We start from the raw sequence: 16,175 nt of genomic DNA on the forward strand, positions 1-16,175 counted from the left end.
CCTATTGCTACACAGTCCAGCGGTTGTGCATCTCCACCCTACACGTATCCCTGATAATTCGGGTGCTGCCGCGCGCAGAATCCGCAGCGGGTTGGCATTTACCGTGAGCTCCGAAAGGGGAGGTCACGCATCATGGCTAATTTAGGCGTTGTTTCCGAAGCCTTCGCTCGGGGTCATCCGCAGCCGACTGCACTTTGTGAACTGGCCGTGAATATGGCTCGCGTGGCGAGTGAAAAACTCTGCTTTGCGGCGTGATTCAGGCCTCATGTCACCTGCGCTCGTTACAGCTGCAAACTCCACCGTTACGTAGCGAAAGCCCCGTAGGACGGCCTCGCGTCCTGGTGAATTGCTTTGGTCAGGGGCGGTTTTTGACCGCTAATCCGCTGTCCAGGCCGCTTTTGGCGGCGTTCGCGACTATAGCAGTAATGATTAAGTGCTTCAATTCCATAAAAAATTGATATCATCCGCGCCATGACGACTACTGCCCCCTCGACTCCAGGCGTTCAACTGCTTGAGGTCTCGCCGGAATATGCCGGCCAACGTATTGATAACTTCCTCCTCGCCCGACTCAAAGGCGTGCCCAAGACCTTGATTTATCGCATTTTGCGCAAGGGCGAAGTGCGCGTGAACAAAGGTCGGATCAAGCCCGAATACAAGCTGCAGGCAGGCGATATCGTGCGCGTGCCGCCGGTTCGCGTGCCTGAGCGCGACGAGCCGATGCCGCTCGCTCAAGGGCTCTTGCAGCGCCTCGAGGCGTCGATTGTCTTTGAGGACAAGGCACTGATCGTGATCAACAAGCCCGCCGGGATCGCAGTTCACGGCGGCAGCGGCTTGAACTTCGGTGTTATCGAGGCCTTCCGTCAGTTGCGCCCCGACGCCAAGGAGCTGGAGCTGGTTCACCGCCTGGATCGGGACACTTCCGGGCTGCTGATGATCGCCAAAAAACGCAGCATGTTGCGCCACCTGCACGAGCAGTTGCGCGGTGATGGCGTCGACAAGCGCTACATGGCGCTGGTTCGCGGCAATTGGCCGTCGTCGATCAAGCAGGTGCGTGCGCCTTTGCAGAAAAGCAACCTGCGGTCTGGCGAGCGTATGGTCGAAGTTGACGAAGAAGGTAAGGATGCTCTGACAGTATTCAAGGTTTTGCGTCGTTTCGGCGATTTTGCCACCATGGTTGAAGCAAAACCGATTACTGGTCGCACTCACCAGATCCGCGTGCACACTCTGCATGCCGGGCACTGCATTGCGGGTGACACCAAGTACGGCGAAGAGGGTTTCAGCAAGGAAATCCGCGATCTGGGTGGCAAGCGTCTGTTTCTGCATGCCTACATGCTGACCGTTCCGCTCCCCGATGGTGGCGAATTGAAGTTACAGGCGCCAGTCGACGAAATGTGGGCCAGGACTGTGGAGCGTTTGAGTGCACCCCTCTGATTACAAGTTGCTGATTTTCGACTGGGACGGCACCTTGGCCGACTCCATTGGTCGGATAGTCGAGGCAATGCACGTCGCTTCCGAACGCTCGGGCTTTGCGCTGCGCGACGATTTTGCCGTGAAGGGCATCATCGGCCTGGGCCTGCCGGAAGCCATTCGTACGTTGTACCCGCAGATCAGTGACAGCGAGTTGATTGCGTTTCGTGAGCACTATGCAGATCACTACATTGCTTCGGAAGCCGTACCTTCGCCACTGTTTGAAGGTGTTGTGGAATCGATGGAGGCGTTTCGAGCCGAGGGCTACCATCTGGCGGTCGCAACCGGCAAGGCGCGTCGCGGTTTGGATCGCGTGCTGAAGTCCCACGGTTGGGAGAACTACTTCGACATCACTCGCGCCGCTGACGAAACCGCCAGCAAGCCGCATCCGCTGATGCTCGAGCAGATCCTCGCGCACTGCGAAGTTCGTCCGGAACAGGCGCTGATGATCGGGGACTCCTCCTTTGACCTGCAGATGGCGCGCAACGCCGGCATGGGGTCGGTGGCGGTCAGCTACGGCGCCCAATCGATCGAGGCGTTGAAATTGTTCGAGCCGACGCTGGCGATTGATCGTTTTTCAGAGTTGCATGCCTGGCTGAGTCAGCGGGCTTAACAGGATTTTGCTGGGGTAGATGGGCATGACCGACGAATGGAAGGCGCCAAAGGCGAGTGCAGAGAGCGGCGACGAGAAAAGCTGGAAGCTGTTGGAGAAAACCCTGCTGGCGGGTGTGCAGGAGCAGCGCAGATCGCGCCGCTGGGGGATATTCTTCAAACTCCTGACCTTTGTTTACCTGTTCGTTGCGCTGGCGCTGTTCACGCCCTTGATGGACATGGAAAAGGCCGCCACCCGTAGTGGCGCCTACACGGCGCTGATCGATGTGAATGGCATGATCGCGGACAAGGAGCCGGCCAGCGCTGACAATATCGTCGGCAGCCTGCGCGCCGCGTTCGAGGACGAAAAGGTCAAGGGTGTCATCCTGCGTATCAACAGTCCGGGTGGCAGTCCCGTGCAGTCGGGGTATGTCTATGACGAAATTCGCCGCCTGCGCGGCTTGCACCCTGATACGAAGTTGTACGCGGTGATTTCCGACCTGGGTGCTTCCGGTGCCTACTACATCGCCAGTGCCGCCGACCAGATCTATGCCGACAAGGCGAGCCTGGTGGGTTCCATTGGTGTCACGGCGGCCGGCTATGGTTTTGTCGGGACCATGGAAAAACTCGGTGTCGAGCGTCGGACCTACACCTCCGGTGAGCACAAGGCGTTCCTCGATCCGTTCCAGCCGCAGAAGCCTGAAGAAACGGCGTTCTGGCAGGGGGTGCTCGATACCACGCACAAGCAGTTCATCAATAGCGTCAAGCAGGGGCGCGGTGATCGTCTCAAGGACAAGGAGCATCCGGAGCTGTTTTCCGGGCTGGTCTGGTCTGGCGAGCAGGCGCTGGGATTGGGCTTGATCGACGGCCTGGGTAATGCCAGTTCGGTTGCCCGTGATGTGATCGGCGAAAAAGAGCTGGTGGACTTCACCGTGCAGGAATCACCGTTCGATCGATTCTCGAAGAAGCTCGGTGCCAGCGTCGCGGAGCATCTGGCAATGTGGATGGGGTTTCAGGGGCCTTCGCTGCGCTGAGCGCCTTCGTTGCCTAAAAAACCGGCCCTTGTGGCCGGTTTTTTTCTGCTTGGGTTTCAGGGTATTTCAATGCCTTCGGCCATCAGCATGTCGATCAGGCGAATCAGTGGCAGGCCAACGAGGCTCGTGGCATCAGGGCCTTCGGTACTCTGGAACAGGCTGACGCCAAGGCCTTCGGCCTTGAAGCTGCCGGCGCAATCATAAGGTTGCTCGGCATGCAGGTAGCGTTCGATACGTGCGCTGTTCAGTGTGCGCATGTGCACGGTGAAGGGCACGCAATCGACCTGGCAGTGGCCGGTCTGGCTGTTGAGCAGGGTGAGGCCAGTCAGAAAGGTCACGCTGGCGCCGCTTGAGGCGAGCAACTGTTCGCGGGCCTTTTCGAAGGAATGGGGTTTGCCGATAATGCGATCGCCCAGCACCGCCACCTGGTCAGAACCGATGATCAGGTGGTTGGGGTGACGGTCGGCCAGGGCCAGGGCTTTTTCCCGGGCGAGGCGCTGCACCAGCTCAGCGGCGGGCTCGTCCGGGAGGCGGCTCTCATCGATATCCGGCGAGCAGCAGATGAACGGCAGCTGCAGTCGGGCCAGCAATTCTCGGCGATAGACCGAGCTTGAAGCGAGTAATAAAGGCAGCATGGGCATCTCCGGATGTCAGGCGCGAATTCTAGCGAGGCTTGCAGGTGACGGACAGGGCCGAATTTCCTTTGACATGGCCGGGGGCATCCCTATAATGCTGCGCCTATGTTGAATGACCCGATTCCACCTCACGTTGACCCGCGCAAATTGGCTGACCGTGGCACCACCCTTCAAGGTGAACTGCTGCTGGCCAATTTGGAGAGACTCTGCGACCCGCTTTCCGACACTGTCGGTACGGTCCAGGCCAAACTCGTTTTTGAGCGAGATGAACGTAAATCTGTGGTGATCCACAGCTTTATCGACACCGAAGTCAAAATGGTTTGCCAGCGTTGTCTTGAGCTGGTCACCCTGCCGATCCATAGCGAGTGCAGTTATGCTGTGGTGAAGGAGGGTGCGAATACCCAGTCGTTGCCGAAAGGTTATGACGTGCTGGAACTGGGCGAAGATCCTTTGGATCTGCAGTCACTGATCGAGGAGGAGCTTCTGCTCGCCTTGCCCATTGTGCCTGCTCATCATCCGGAAGAATGCCAGCAGCCGGCGGGAGCAGATGAACCCGAACCGAGCGAGGACGAGGTAACGCGGTCCAACCCGTTCAGTGTATTGGCGCAGTTAAAGCGTGACCCAAACGTTTAGGAGTTAATCAATTATGGCTGTTCAGCAGAACAAAAAATCCCGCTCTGCCCGTGACATGCGTCGTTCGCACGATGCTCTCGAGGCTAGCACCCTGTCTGTAGAAAAAACCACCGGTGAAGTTCACCTGCGTCACCACGTATCGCCAGAAGGCGTATACCGTGGTCGTAAAGTGATCGACAAGGGCGCTGACGAGTAATCACTTGTCCGCTCAAGTCATCGCGATTGACGCAATGGGCGGGGACTTCGGTCCCCGCAGCATTGTCCAGGCCAGCCTCGCTTGCCTGTCTGCTACCCCCTCGCTGCACCTGACCCTCGTCGGTCAACCGTCCCTCCTTGAAGAATTGATCGCTGGCCATTCGGCTGTGGATCGCTCGCGCCTGTCGATTGCCCCAGCGTCGCAAGTCATTGCCATGGATGAAAAACCTGCCCAGGCGCTGCGTGGCAAGCCCGATTCGTCAATGCGTGTGGCGCTGCAGCTGCTGCGCGATGACAAGGTCCAGGCATGCGTCAGTGCGGGCAATACCGGTGCGCTGATGGCGTTGTCGCGGTTCGTGCTCAAGACGCTGCCAGGGATAGACCGGCCGGCCATGGTTGCGGCGATTCCGACGCAGAAGGGTTATTGTCAGTTGCTCGATCTGGGGGCGAATGTCGATTGCAGCGCCGAGCACCTGTTGCAGTTTGCCGTCATGGGTTCGGTGGCCGCAGAAACGCTGGGAATTGTTCGTCCGCGCGTGGCTCTTCTGAACATCGGCACCGAGGACATCAAGGGCAATCAGCAGGTCAAGTTGGCGGCAACCTTGCTGCAAAGCGCACGCGGTATCAATTACATCGGTTTTGTCGAGGGCGATGGCCTGTATCGTGGCGAAGCGGATGTGGTGGTGTGTGATGGCTTTGTCGGCAACATCCTGCTCAAGTCCAGTGAAGGGTTGGCGACCATGATTTCGGGGCGCATCGAAGCGCTGTTCAAAAAAACTTTGCATCAAAATTGGTCGGTGCAATGGCGCTGCCACTGATGAGGCGCCTGCAAGCGGACCTCGCGCCTGCGCGGCATAACGGCGCAAGTTTCCTGGGTTTGCAGGGAATTGTGGTGAAAAGTCATGGTTCTGCTGGTGTTCAGGGGTTTCAGAGCGCCATTTCGCGGGCCGTGATCGAAATTCAGGAAAACCTGCCAGAGCGCATTCACGGTCGGCTCGAGGATTTGTTGCTTTAGGCGTTTTCGTCGGACAATGCTTAAATGTGACCGCTTGGTTCAATTGGCCATCCAAACTGTCAGTTTCTTGCGTCCCCTGCCGGGACGTCAATTCTTCGACGACAAGATCATTAGGGGCTTGTTACATGTCTGCTTCCCTCGCATTCGTCTTTCCAGGACAGGGTTCGCAGTCCCTCGGCATGCTGGCCGAGCTGGGCGCGGAACATCCGGTGGTCCTCGAAACATTCAAAGAAGCCTCCGACGCGCTCGGTTACGACCTGTGGGCACTGACCCAGCAAGGGCCGGAAGAGCAACTCAATCAAACCGATAAAACCCAGCCGGCCATCCTGACCGCCTCGATCGCCCTGTGGCGCCTGTGGCTGGCCGAAGGGGGCGCGCGCCCTGCGTATGTCGCGGGTCACAGCCTGGGCGAGTACAGCGCACTGGTCGCTGCTGGCAGCCTGAGCCTGGGCGACGCGGTGAAACTGGTCGAGCGTCGTGGCCAGTTGATGCAGGAAGCCGTTCCGGCCGGGCAGGGCGGCATGGCTGCCATCCTTGGCCTGGAAGATGCTGACGTGCTGGCTGCCTGCGCCGAAGCGGCGCAAGGCGAAGTGGTCAGTGCGGTCAACTTCAATTCCCCTGGCCAGGTGGTCATCGCCGGTGCCAAGGCAGCGGTCGAACGCGCCATCGAAGGCTGCAAGGCTCGTGGTGCCAAGCGTGCCATGCCATTGCCGGTCAGCGTGCCGTCCCATTGCGAACTGATGCGTCCGGCGGCTGAGCGTTTCGCCGAGGCGATCGCGGCCATCAATTGGCAGGCGCCGCAGATTCCGTTGGTACAGAACGTCAGCGCTCAGGTGCCGGCCGATCTGGAAACCCTCAAGCGCGATCTGCTCGAACAGCTCTATAAGCCAGTGCGCTGGGTAGAATCGGTTCAGACCCTGGCCGCCAAAGGCGCGACCCAGTTGGTCGAATGCGGTCCTGGCAAAGTACTGGCCGGTCTCAACAAACGCTGCGCCGAAGGCGTATCGACATCCAACCTCAACACCCCAGACGCTTTCGCTGCCGCCCGTGCAGCATTGGCCTGAATCAGGAGAAGCTTGCATGAGTCTGCAAGGTAAAGTTGCACTGGTCACCGGTGCGAGCCGCGGTATTGGCCAGGCTATCGCCCTGGAACTGGGTCGCCAGGGTGCCATCGTCGTCGGCACCGCGACCTCCGCTTCCGGCGCCGAGCGTATTGCCGCGACCCTGAAGGAAAACGGTATTCAAGGCACCGGCCTGGAGCTCAATGTCACCAACGATGAGTCTGTTGCCGCCGTGCTGGCGAGCATCCAGGAGCAGTTCGGTGCGCCTTTGATCCTGGTCAATAATGCCGGTATCACCCGCGATAACCTGATGATGCGCATGAAAGACGACGAATGGTTCGACGTGATCGATACCAATCTGAACAGTCTATATCGCCTGTCCAAGGGCGTTTTGCGTGGCATGACCAAGGCGCGTTGGGGGCGAATTATCAGTATTGGCTCGGTAGTGGGTGCCATGGGCAACGCAGGCCAAGTAAACTATGCCGCCGCCAAGGCTGGCCTGGAAGGTTTCAGTCGTGCCATGGCGCGTGAAGTCGGTTCGCGTTCGATTACGGTAAACTCGGTGACCCCTGGGTTCATCGACACCGATATGACTCGCGAACTGCCCGAGGCGCAGCGTGAAGCCTTGCAGACGCAAATTCCGCTGGGCCGTCTGGGTCAAGCGCAAGAGATCGCGTCCGTGGTCGCTTTTCTTGCATCCGACGGTGCGGCTTACGTTACCGGAGCTACAATCCCGGTGAACGGCGGGATGTACATGTAGGTTAAAATGTGACGGATTGCTTCAAAAAAATGTCATACGAGCTGTCTAAAATCCGTTATAAAGCTGCAATCTATTTATAGGCAGAGGGTCACCGGGTACGGGGAGTGAAGCTTTCAGTTGAAAAGCTGAAAAGCCTTTCTATACACTTACCCACTGGCCAGCTGCCTGAATTTGTCCATTAGGAGTGAAAACAAGGTATGAGCACCATCGAAGAGCGCGTCAAGAAAATCGTTGCCGAGCAACTGGGTGTTAAAGAAGAAGAAGTGATCAACACTGCTTCCTTCGTTGAAGACCTGGGTGCCGACTCCCTTGACACCGTTGAGCTGGTGATGGCTCTGGAAGAGGAATTCGAGACCGAAATCCCTGACGAAGAAGCTGAAAAGATCACTACCGTACAAGCTGCAATCGACTACGTTAACTCCCACCAGGGTTAATCGTTTGTAATCGTTGCTTGCTGTCGTGGAAAAACCGCACTGCCGTCACGGCGTGCGGTTTTTTCTTTAGGCCTGATGCAAAGTCGTCATTAGAAAAAGGAGAGTGTTGTGTCGCGTAGACGCGTCGTAGTCACCGGTATGGGTATGTTGTCGCCACTGGGCACGGATGTGCCAAGCAGTTGGCAGGGCATTCTGGCTGGCCGCAGTGGCATTGGTCTGATCGAACACACCGACCTTTCTGCCTATTCCACCCGTTTTGGCGGCTCGGTAAAGGGCTTCAATGTCGAGGAATACCTGTCGGTCAAGGAAGCTCGCAAGCTTGACCTGTTCATTCAGTACGGGCTGGCGGCCGGTTTCCAGGCGGTGCGTAATGCCGGCCTTGAAGTCACCGATGCCAACCGTGAGCGCATTGGCGTGGCCATGGGGTCGGGTATTGGTGGACTGACCAATATCGAAGAAACCAGCCGCACCCTGCACGATTCCGGCCCACGAAGGATTTCTCCCTTTTTCGTGCCAGGCTCGATCATCAACATGATTTCCGGTTTCCTGTCGATCCACCTGGGTGCACAGGGGCCCAACTACGCGATTGCCACCGCATGTACCACCGGTACGCATTGCATCGGCATGGCGGCACGCAACATCATGTACGACGAAGCGGACGTGATGATTGCCGGCGGTGCCGAGATGGCTGCTTGCGGCCTGGGCATGGGCGGCTTTGGCGCTTCGCGTGCATTGTCCACCCGCAATGACGAGCCCACCCGCGCCAGTCGTCCATGGGACAAGGGGCGTGATGGTTTCGTCCTGTCCGACGGTGCCGGTGCGCTGGTGCTTGAAGAGCTGGAACACGCCAAGGCTCGTGGTGCGACCATCTACGCCGAGCTGGTGGGTTTCGGCACCAGTGGCGACGCGTTCCACATGACGTCGCCACCTGCAGACGGCGCCGGTGCTGCGCGCTGCATCACCAATGCCCTGCGCGATGCCAGGATCAATGCCGATCAGGTCCAGTACATCAACGCCCATGGCACCTCGACGCCGACTGGCGACCTGGCTGAAGCCTCTGCGATCAAGTCGGTATTCGGTGATCACGCCTACAAGCTGGCAGTCAGTTCGACCAAGTCCATGACCGGTCACCTGCTGGGTGCGGCGGGCGCGGTCGAGGCGATCTTCAGCGTGCTGGCCATCAACAGCCAGGTGGCGCCGCCAACCATCAACCTCGATGAACCGGACGAAGGTTGTGATCTCGATTTCGTGCCGCACACGGCGCGCAACATGGATATCGACGTGGTCATCTCCAACTCCTTCGGCTTTGGTGGCACCAACGGCTCGCTCGTGTTCCGGCGGTTCGCAGGCTGATGGACAGTTGGGTCGACGGTCAGCCGGCTGACGCTCTGTCGCTGAAGGATCGCGGCCTGGCTTACGGTGATGGTCTGTTCGAGACCATTGCCGTGCGTAGCGGCCAGCCGTTGCTGCTGGATCGCCACCTGGCGCGTCTGGCCCATGGCTGTTCGAGGCTTTCGATCAGCGCCGATCACGGCTTGGTCCGCAGCGAGTTGCTGGCCTATGCCGCAGCACTGGGCGAGGGTGTACTCAAGCTTATCCTCACGCGCGGCGACAGTCTGCGCGGTTACGCGCCCGACCCGGCAGCTGTGGCTCGACGCATCCTGCAGGGCAATCCGCCCGCTGCTTATCCTGCCGTTCATGCAGAACAGGGGGTACGGCTGTTCCCCTGCACCACGCGCCTGTCCGCGCAACCCTTGCTCGCCGGGCTCAAGCACCTGAACCGCCTCGAACAAGTCATTGCCCGTGCCGAATGGCAGGACACCGAATATGCCGAAGGCTTGATGCTCGATCACGCGGGGCGGGTGATCGAGGGGGTATTCAGTAATCTGTTCATCGTACGCGATGGTGTCTTGATCACCGCCGATCTCAAGCGCTGCGGCGTGGCCGGGGTGATGCGTGCGGAATTATTGTTTCAAGCCGAGTCGTCGGCAATTCCCACGCAAATCACCGATATCACCCTCGAACAACTGCAATGGGCCGACGAAGTGTTTGTCTGCAACAGCGTCTACGGCGTCTGGCCAGTGCGCGCCTATGCAGCGCTGAGCTGGCCGGTTGGGCCGCTCACCCGTAAACTCCAACACATTTCCCGTGCGCTACTGGATGCTTGATACGTGAGACGTAAACTCTTGCTGTTGCTGGAAACCGGCCTGGTTCTGGCAGGGTTGTGTCTGGGCGCTTCGGCCTGGAAGATCCATACGGCGTTACACCAGCCTTTGAATATTTCCCAGGAAGAGCTGCTGGACGTGCCCAAGGGCACCACGCCCACCCGCACTTTTTACCGACTTGAAGCCGATGGCGTGATCAAGGATGCCTTCTGGTTGCGCGTGTATTGGCGCTTCAACCTGGCCGGCCAGCCATTGCACAGCGGCGAGTACCGCATGCAGCCCGGCATGACTGTCGACGGGCTGATCGACCTGTGGAAGCGTGGCGAAATGGTCCAGTACAGCCTGACCCTGGTCGAAGGCTGGAATTTCCACCAGGTACGTGCTGCCCTGGCCAAGGCTGAAAAGCTGGACCAGACGCTCGACGGCTTGAGTGATAGCGAGGTGATGGACAAGCTCGGCCACAAGGGCATCTTCCCGGAGGGACGTTTCTTCCCGGACACCTACCGCTTTGTACGGGGCATGACCGACGTCGAGCTGCTGAAAAAAGCCTATGATCGCCTCGATGAAGTCCTGGCCAAGGAATGGGCGCAACGCGCCGCAGATGTGCCGTACACCGAGCCTTACCAGGCACTGATCATGGCCTCGCTGGTCGAGAAGGAGACCGGTGTGCCGCAAGAACGTGGGCAGATCGCCGGGGTGTTCGTGCGTCGCCTGGGACTGGGCATGCTGCTGCAGACCGATCCGACGGTGATCTATGGCCTGGGCGATCGTTACGCTGGCAAGCTGACCCGCGCCCACCTCAAGGAATCCAACCCTTACAACACCTACATGGTTGCGGGCCTGCCGCCGACCCCGATTGCGATGGTTGGCCGCGAGGCGATCCATGCCGCTCTGAACCCGGTGGCTGGCAACAGCCTGTATTTCGTGGCAAGGGGCGATGGCAGTCACGTGTTCTCCGATGACCTGGATGCCCACAACAACGCTGTGCGTGAGTTCCAGCTCAAGCGTCGCGCCGATTACCGCTCAAGCCCCGCGCCAGTCACGGCGCCGGAAGCCACGGGTGAGCCGGCGCCGATCACGCCAGATTCACCAGACACTTCGCCGCAGGCATTGCCGCCCGTGACGCCGTCTGCGCCCATTGAACAATCGGCCCCGCAATCGACTGAAGAACCTGCCAAAGAACCTGCTGTTGCGCCCGAAACGGACGCCGCCACGCCGCAAGGCTCGCAATGAACTCGACTAAGGACTGCCTGTGACTGGCTTGTTTATTACCCTGGAAGGCCCTGAAGGTGCGGGCAAGAGCACCAATCGCGAGTACCTCGCCGAGCGCTTGCGTGCCGCCGGTCTTGAAGTGGTGCTGACCCGGGAGCCGGGCGGGACGCCGCTGGCCGAACGGATCCGCGAAGTCCTCCTGACGCCTGTCGAAGAAATCATGGATCCGGATGCCGAGTTGCTGTTGGTGTTCGCTGCCCGCGCCCAGCATCTGGCCGGGGTGATTCGCCCGGCGCTGGGGCGGGGTGCGGTGGTGCTGTGTGACCGATTTACCGATTCGACCTACGCCTACCAGGGTGGTGGCCGCGGCCTGTCGATGGAGCGCATCGCGACCCTTGAAACCTTCGTCCAGGGCGATCTGCGTCCTGACCTGACGCTGATCTTCGACTTGCCGGTGGAAGTGGGCCTGGCCCGTGCCAGCGCACGGGGTCGCCTGGATCGCTTCGAGCGGGAAGGGCGCACATTCTTCGATGCGGTGCGCGGTGCTTTCCTCAAGCGCGCCGCCGCCGAGCCAGCGCGCTACGTGCTCGTCGACGCCGCACAGCCGCTGGCGCAGGTTCAACAGTCGCTGGATGCGCTGCTACCGCGCCTGCTGGAGCTGAGCCGTGGCTGAAGCCTACCCGTGGCAGGACAGCCTCTGGCAGCAATTGGCCGGTCGCAAGCAGCATGCGCACGCCTATTTGCTGCACGGGCCGGCGGGAATTGGCAAACGTGCGTTGGCCGAGCGCCTGATGGCACAGCTGTTGTGTCAGCAGCCGACGGCTCAGAACGCCTGCGGGGAATGCAAATCCTGCCTGTTGCTAAAGGCCGGCAGCCACCCCGACAACTACATTCTGGAGCCCGAAGAAGCCGACAAGGCGATCAAGGTCGACCAGGTGCGTGACCTGGTCAGCTTCGTGGTTCAGACCTCGCAGTTGGGTGGGCGCAAGGTGGTGCTGATCGAGCCAGTCGAGTCGATGAACATCAACGCCGCCAACGCCTTGCTCAAAAGTCTTGAAGAGCCGTCCGGCGATACGGTGCTATTGCTGGTGAGCCATCAGAGCAGCCGCCTGTTGCCGACCATCAAGAGCCGTTGCGTGCAGCAAGCCTGCCCGTTGCCGAGCGAGGCCGTGAGCCTGGCGTGGTTGGCGACCGCTCTGCCCGATTGCAATGAACAAGAGCGCAACGAACTGCTGACCCTCGCTGCCGGTTCGCCCTTGGCAGCGGTCAGCCTGCACGCTCAAGGCGTACAGGAGCAACGAGCACTGGTGGTCGACGGTGTGAAGAAGCTGCTCAAGCAGCAACAATCCCCCACGCAATTGGCCGAGGGCTGGAATTCGGTGCCGCTGCTGTTGCTGTTCGACTGGTTTTGCGACTGGTCGAGCCTGATCCTGCGCTATCAGTTGACCCAGGATGAAGACGGGTTGGGATTGTCCGATATGCGCAAGGTCGTGCAGTACCTGGCGCAGAAAACCAGCCAGGAAAAAACCTTGAATATTCAGGACTGGATCCTCGCCCAGCGCCAGAAAGTGCTCAGCAAGGCCAATCTCAATCGCGTGTTGTTGCTGGAAGCCTTGCTGGTGCAATGGGCGTCTTTGCCTATCCAGAAGTGATCGACTATGCCTAGACTCTGACTATCAGCAGTGGAGGTCAGCATGAATGAAGCCGAGAACCCGGGGCCGCGCAACGGCATTTTGTCCTTGACCATCAAGGACAAGTCCGTGCTTTACGCGGCCTACATGCCGTTCCTCAGGAATGGCGGGCTGTTTATCCCGACCAACAAGAGCTACAAGTTGGGTGACGAGGTATTCATGCTGCTGAACCTGATGGACGAGCCGGAGAAAATTCCGGTGGCTGGCAAAGTTGCCTGGATCACACCCAAAGGTGCCCAAGGCAATCGTGCCGCTGGCGTTGGTGTTCAATTCAACGATGGCGATAACGCCGCGCGCAGTCGAATCGAAACCCATCTGGTCGGAGCCCTAAAGTCCGACCGTCCCACCCATACGATGTAAGTTGCCAACTTTTTTATGCTTGTAGATTCCCATTGCCACCTCGATCGCCTTGACCTCGCCGCACACGATGGCTCTCTCGATGCCGCACTCGATGCCGCGCGGCAGCGCGGCGTAGGACATTTTCTGTGCATTGGCGTGAGTGCCGATAATGCGGCCGACGTCAAAGCCCTGGCCGAGCGCTACGAGGATGTCGACTGTTCGGTGGGCGTGCACCCGTTGGACGTGCAACCCGGTGCCGCACCAGCGCTGGACTGGCTGCTGCGCGAGCTCAACCATCCACGGGTGGTGGCGATCGGAGAGACCGGGCTGGATTATCACTACGAGCCCGAAGCGGCGCAGTTACAGCAGGAGTCGTTTCGACTGCACCTGCAAGCCGCGCAGCAGACCGGCAAGCCGGTGATCATCCATACCCGGGGTGCCCGGGCCGATACCTTGAGCCTGCTGCGCGAAGCCGCGTTGCCCCAGGCCGGTGTCCTGCACTGCTTCACTGAAGATTGGGAGATGGCCAAGGAAGCGCTGGACATGGGTTATTACATTTCTCTGTCCGGTATTGTCACTTTTCGCAATGCCGATGCGCTGCGGGATGTAGCGAGTAAGGTGCCTGCCGACCGATTGCTGGTGGAAACCGACTCGCCATACCTGGCCCCGATCCCGTATCGCGGCAAGCCGAACCTGCCGCAATATGTGCGGGAAGTGGCAGAGTTCCTGGCGATGTTGCGCGGCGAATCCTACGCACGATTTGCCGAACAGACCACGGCGAACTTCAAGCGTCTGTTCCCGCTGGCTCATGTAAAAGGCTGAATCGCAGGCAAAAAAAACCCGGGTTCTGGGGGGTGAATCCGGGTTAAGACCATTAGGAGTAAAACAATGGTACGCGGTCCGTTGGTACCAATATCGGCGAGACACTTGGGGGAGATGCCCCGCCGACAGTTGAAGTATTGATCAGGATTGCGCCGAGTCCAGTTCACCGGTCGCGGTTTTTAAACAATTTTGGAATACAGCCGCTTCGGAAGCGTTCTCATCAAAACAGAACCTTGCGAGAAATCATCGACAAACAGAGGAATGCGCGGATGATCCGTGCATTTTTGCGCAAGTTAGGCATAATACGCGGCTTCGAATTTTGACCCCGACAGACCTTTTCTTATGCATAAAGAACCTCGTAAGGTCCGTGAATTTCGTCGCCGCGAGCAGGAAATTCTCGATACCGCGCTCAAGCTGTTCCTCGACCAAGGTGAAGACAGTGTCACCGTCGAGATGATTGCTGATGCCGTCGGTATCGGCAAAGGCACAATCTACAAGCACTTCAAGTCCAAGGCGGAGATTTACCTGCGCCTGATGCTCGACTACGAGCGCGACCTGAACGAGCTGTTGCATTCGGCCGACGTCGACAAGGACAAGGAAGCCCTGTCCCGGGCCTACTTCGAATTCCGCATGCGCGATCCGCAACGCTACCGCTTGTTCGATCGCCTTGAGGAAAAGGTGGTCAAGGGCAACCAGGTCCCGGAGATGATCGAGGAGCTGCACAAGATCCGCGCCTCGAACTTCGAACGCCTGACGCTGCTCATCAAGGGCCGGATCAGCGAAGGCAAACTTGAAGACGTGCCTCCATACTTCCATTACTGCGCATCCTGGGCGCTGGTGCACGGCGCGGTGGCGCTGTATCACTCGCCGTTCTGGAGCAATGTGCTGGAAGATCAGGAAGGTTTCTTCCAGTTCCTGATGGACATCGGTGTACGCATGGGCAACAAGCGCAAGCGTGATACCGACACCCCGAGCAGCTGAGTTATCCCGCTGCGTCATCGCGCCATGATTTCGCTATATGGCGCAGTACCACAGTAATATACTCAGGCATGGGGCTTGCTAAAACTTGATTTGTGAGTCAAGTTTCAGTGAGTCCGATTTCCCTGTGCCGGAGTGATCATGATCGTTGACCGTCAAGGCAGGCGTTTCCGCAATCTGCGAATCAGCCTGACTTCAGCCTGCAATTACGCCTGTACCTACTGCGTGCCGAACGGCAAGCGGCTGGTCGCTGCGCAGGATGAACTGTCGGCCGAGGCCATGGCCCGAGGCGTGGCGTACCTGATCGAAGCCGCCGGCATCGAGCGTTTACGGATAACCGGTGGCGAGCCACTGGTCAGTCCCAAGCTCGAAGCCTTCATGGCCGCCGTCGGCCAGATGGGGCTTGAAGACATCAGCCTGACCACCAACGGCCAGTTGCTGGCAAAAAAACTGCCATTGCTGGTCGACGCCGGTATCCGCCGTCTCAACGTCTCGCTCGATACCCTGGATGCCGGTGCATTCCGCAGTATTGCTCGCGGCGGCGATCTGGCGACGGTGCTCGATGGCATGGCGCAGGCCAGTGCCGCCGGTATGAAGATCAAGGTCAACATGGTGCCGTTGCGCGGACAGAACCTGGACCAGGTGATGCCCCTGCTCGAATACTGTCTGGAGCGCGGCTATGAGTTGCGCTTTATCGAGCTGATGCGCATGGGCCACCTTGCCAGTGACTCCAATGCGTTCGTACAGCAATTCGTCAGCCTGCAACAACTGTTGAGCCTGATCGGCCATCACCATGAATACCTTCAGGCCGATGCACCGGTCGATGCCACAGCGGTGCGCTACGAGATTCCGGGCCAAGGGTATTTCGGCGTGATTGCCAACGAAAGCGTGCCCTTCTGCCGAACGTGCTCGCGCTTGCGCCTGTCCTCGACCGGCTGGCTGCATGGCTGCCTGTCGTCGAGCAACCGCCACTACGTTGGCGATCTGCTGGACAAGCCGCGTCATCAAGCCTTGCCGGCCTTGCAGCGCTTGCTGATGAAAGCCTTGGGCGACAAGCAGGATGTGGCGTTTTCCGGCGGGGCGACTGTCATGAAGATCATCGGCGGCTGATCCTGTCCTGATCCTGTAGGAGCGAGCTTGCTC

18 protein-coding genes and 1 pseudogene are annotated in these 16,175 nt (G+C 59.2%); 18 read left to right on the plus strand and 1 reads right to left on the minus strand.

The genetic code is table 11. From position 1 onward, the window contains the following. The first annotated feature begins 471 nt into the window (after positions 1-471). The 3 genes from rluC to AB4O36_RS04330 are packed head-to-tail and all read left to right on the plus strand — an operon-like array spanning position 472 to position 3,092. Positions 472-1,431, plus strand: a complete 960-nt coding sequence (rluC, locus tag AB4O36_RS04320; protein WP_460141128.1) for a 23S rRNA pseudouridine(955/2504/2580) synthase RluC — start codon at positions 472-474, stop codon at positions 1,429-1,431. Beyond that, positions 1,418-2,080, plus strand: coding sequence for an HAD-IA family hydrolase (locus AB4O36_RS04325; protein WP_460141129.1), 663 nt, complete (start codon positions 1,418-1,420; stop codon positions 2,078-2,080). The genes rluC and AB4O36_RS04325 overlap by 14 nt, the downstream gene beginning before the upstream one ends. 25 nt (positions 2,081-2,105) lie before the next feature. Continuing rightward, entirely contained in the window at positions 2,106-3,092 is a 987-nt protein-coding gene (locus tag AB4O36_RS04330) for a S49 family peptidase (RefSeq protein ID WP_460121920.1), read from the plus strand. A gap of 56 nt (positions 3,093-3,148) precedes the next feature. Here AB4O36_RS04330 and AB4O36_RS04335 read toward each other — a convergent pair whose 3' ends face one another. Further along, positions 3,149-3,727, minus strand: a complete 579-nt coding sequence (locus AB4O36_RS04335; protein WP_460141130.1) for a Maf family protein — start codon at positions 3,725-3,727, stop codon at positions 3,149-3,151. Between the two features lie 105 nt (positions 3,728-3,832). Between AB4O36_RS04335 and AB4O36_RS04340 the strand changes: the two genes are divergently transcribed. The 15 genes and pseudogenes from AB4O36_RS04340 (at position 3,833) to AB4O36_RS04410 (ending at position 16,142) form a co-directional block, all read left to right on the plus strand. After that, a complete protein-coding gene (locus AB4O36_RS04340; protein WP_368554651.1) occupies positions 3,833-4,360 on the plus strand; it encodes a YceD family protein in 528 nt (175 codons plus the stop codon). Between the two features lie 13 nt (positions 4,361-4,373). Continuing rightward, entirely contained in the window at positions 4,374-4,556 is a 183-nt protein-coding gene (gene rpmF / locus AB4O36_RS04345; RefSeq protein WP_003179396.1) for a 50S ribosomal protein L32, read from the plus strand. A gap of 4 nt (positions 4,557-4,560) precedes the next feature. Further along, positions 4,561-5,570, plus strand: a pseudogene (gene plsX / locus AB4O36_RS04350) (phosphate acyltransferase PlsX). A gap of 125 nt (positions 5,571-5,695) precedes the next feature. Then, a complete protein-coding gene (fabD, locus tag AB4O36_RS04355; protein ID WP_460121924.1) occupies positions 5,696-6,634 on the plus strand; it encodes an ACP S-malonyltransferase in 939 nt (312 codons plus the stop codon). 16 nt (positions 6,635-6,650) lie between these two features. Then, complete coding sequence (gene fabG, locus AB4O36_RS04360) at positions 6,651-7,391, plus strand: 3-oxoacyl-ACP reductase FabG (RefSeq protein WP_460121926.1); 741 nt, start codon at positions 6,651-6,653, stop codon at positions 7,389-7,391. Positions 7,392-7,588: 197 nt separating this feature from the next. Further along, positions 7,589-7,825 carry an acyl carrier protein gene (gene acpP / locus AB4O36_RS04365; protein WP_368554645.1) on the plus strand — a complete coding sequence of 79 codons (237 nt, stop codon included), beginning with the start codon at positions 7,589-7,591 and terminating at the stop codon, positions 7,823-7,825. A gap of 108 nt (positions 7,826-7,933) precedes the next feature. Continuing rightward, a complete protein-coding gene (gene fabF, locus AB4O36_RS04370) occupies positions 7,934-9,178 on the plus strand; it encodes a beta-ketoacyl-ACP synthase II (protein WP_460121928.1) in 1,245 nt (414 codons plus the stop codon). After that, positions 9,178-9,993, plus strand: coding sequence for an aminodeoxychorismate lyase (pabC, locus tag AB4O36_RS04375; protein WP_460141131.1), 816 nt, complete (start codon positions 9,178-9,180; stop codon positions 9,991-9,993). Before fabF ends, pabC begins: the two co-directional genes overlap by 1 nt. Before the next feature lie 3 nt (positions 9,994-9,996). Beyond that, entirely contained in the window at positions 9,997-11,223 is a 1,227-nt protein-coding gene (gene mltG / locus AB4O36_RS04380) for an endolytic transglycosylase MltG (protein WP_460121932.1), read from the plus strand. A 19-nt stretch (positions 11,224-11,242) separates the two neighbouring features. Continuing rightward, on the plus strand, positions 11,243-11,875 hold the full coding sequence (gene tmk / locus AB4O36_RS04385) for a dTMP kinase (RefSeq protein WP_460121934.1): 633 nt from the start codon (positions 11,243-11,245) through the stop codon (positions 11,873-11,875). Continuing rightward, positions 11,868-12,854 (plus strand): DNA polymerase III subunit delta', encoded by a 987-nt coding sequence (locus AB4O36_RS04390; protein ID WP_460121936.1) that lies wholly within the window; start codon positions 11,868-11,870, stop codon positions 12,852-12,854. The genes tmk and AB4O36_RS04390 overlap by 8 nt, the downstream gene beginning before the upstream one ends. Positions 12,855-12,896: 42 nt before the next feature. Next, positions 12,897-13,253 carry a PilZ domain-containing protein gene (locus AB4O36_RS04395; protein WP_460121938.1) on the plus strand — a complete coding sequence of 119 codons (357 nt, stop codon included), beginning with the start codon at positions 12,897-12,899 and terminating at the stop codon, positions 13,251-13,253. A gap of 15 nt (positions 13,254-13,268) precedes the next feature. Continuing rightward, complete coding sequence (locus AB4O36_RS04400; RefSeq protein WP_460121940.1) at positions 13,269-14,054, plus strand: TatD family hydrolase; 786 nt, start codon at positions 13,269-13,271, stop codon at positions 14,052-14,054. 342 nt (positions 14,055-14,396) lie between these two features. Then, complete coding sequence (locus AB4O36_RS04405; protein WP_008031613.1) at positions 14,397-15,035, plus strand: TetR/AcrR family transcriptional regulator; 639 nt, start codon at positions 14,397-14,399, stop codon at positions 15,033-15,035. 138 nt (positions 15,036-15,173) lie between these two features. Beyond that, positions 15,174-16,142 carry a GTP 3',8-cyclase MoaA gene (locus AB4O36_RS04410; protein ID WP_460121943.1) on the plus strand — a complete coding sequence of 323 codons (969 nt, stop codon included), beginning with the start codon at positions 15,174-15,176 and terminating at the stop codon, positions 16,140-16,142. The last annotated feature ends 33 nt before the right edge of the window (positions 16,143-16,175 follow it).

The organism is Pseudomonas sp. S2_E01 (assembly GCF_054668365.1).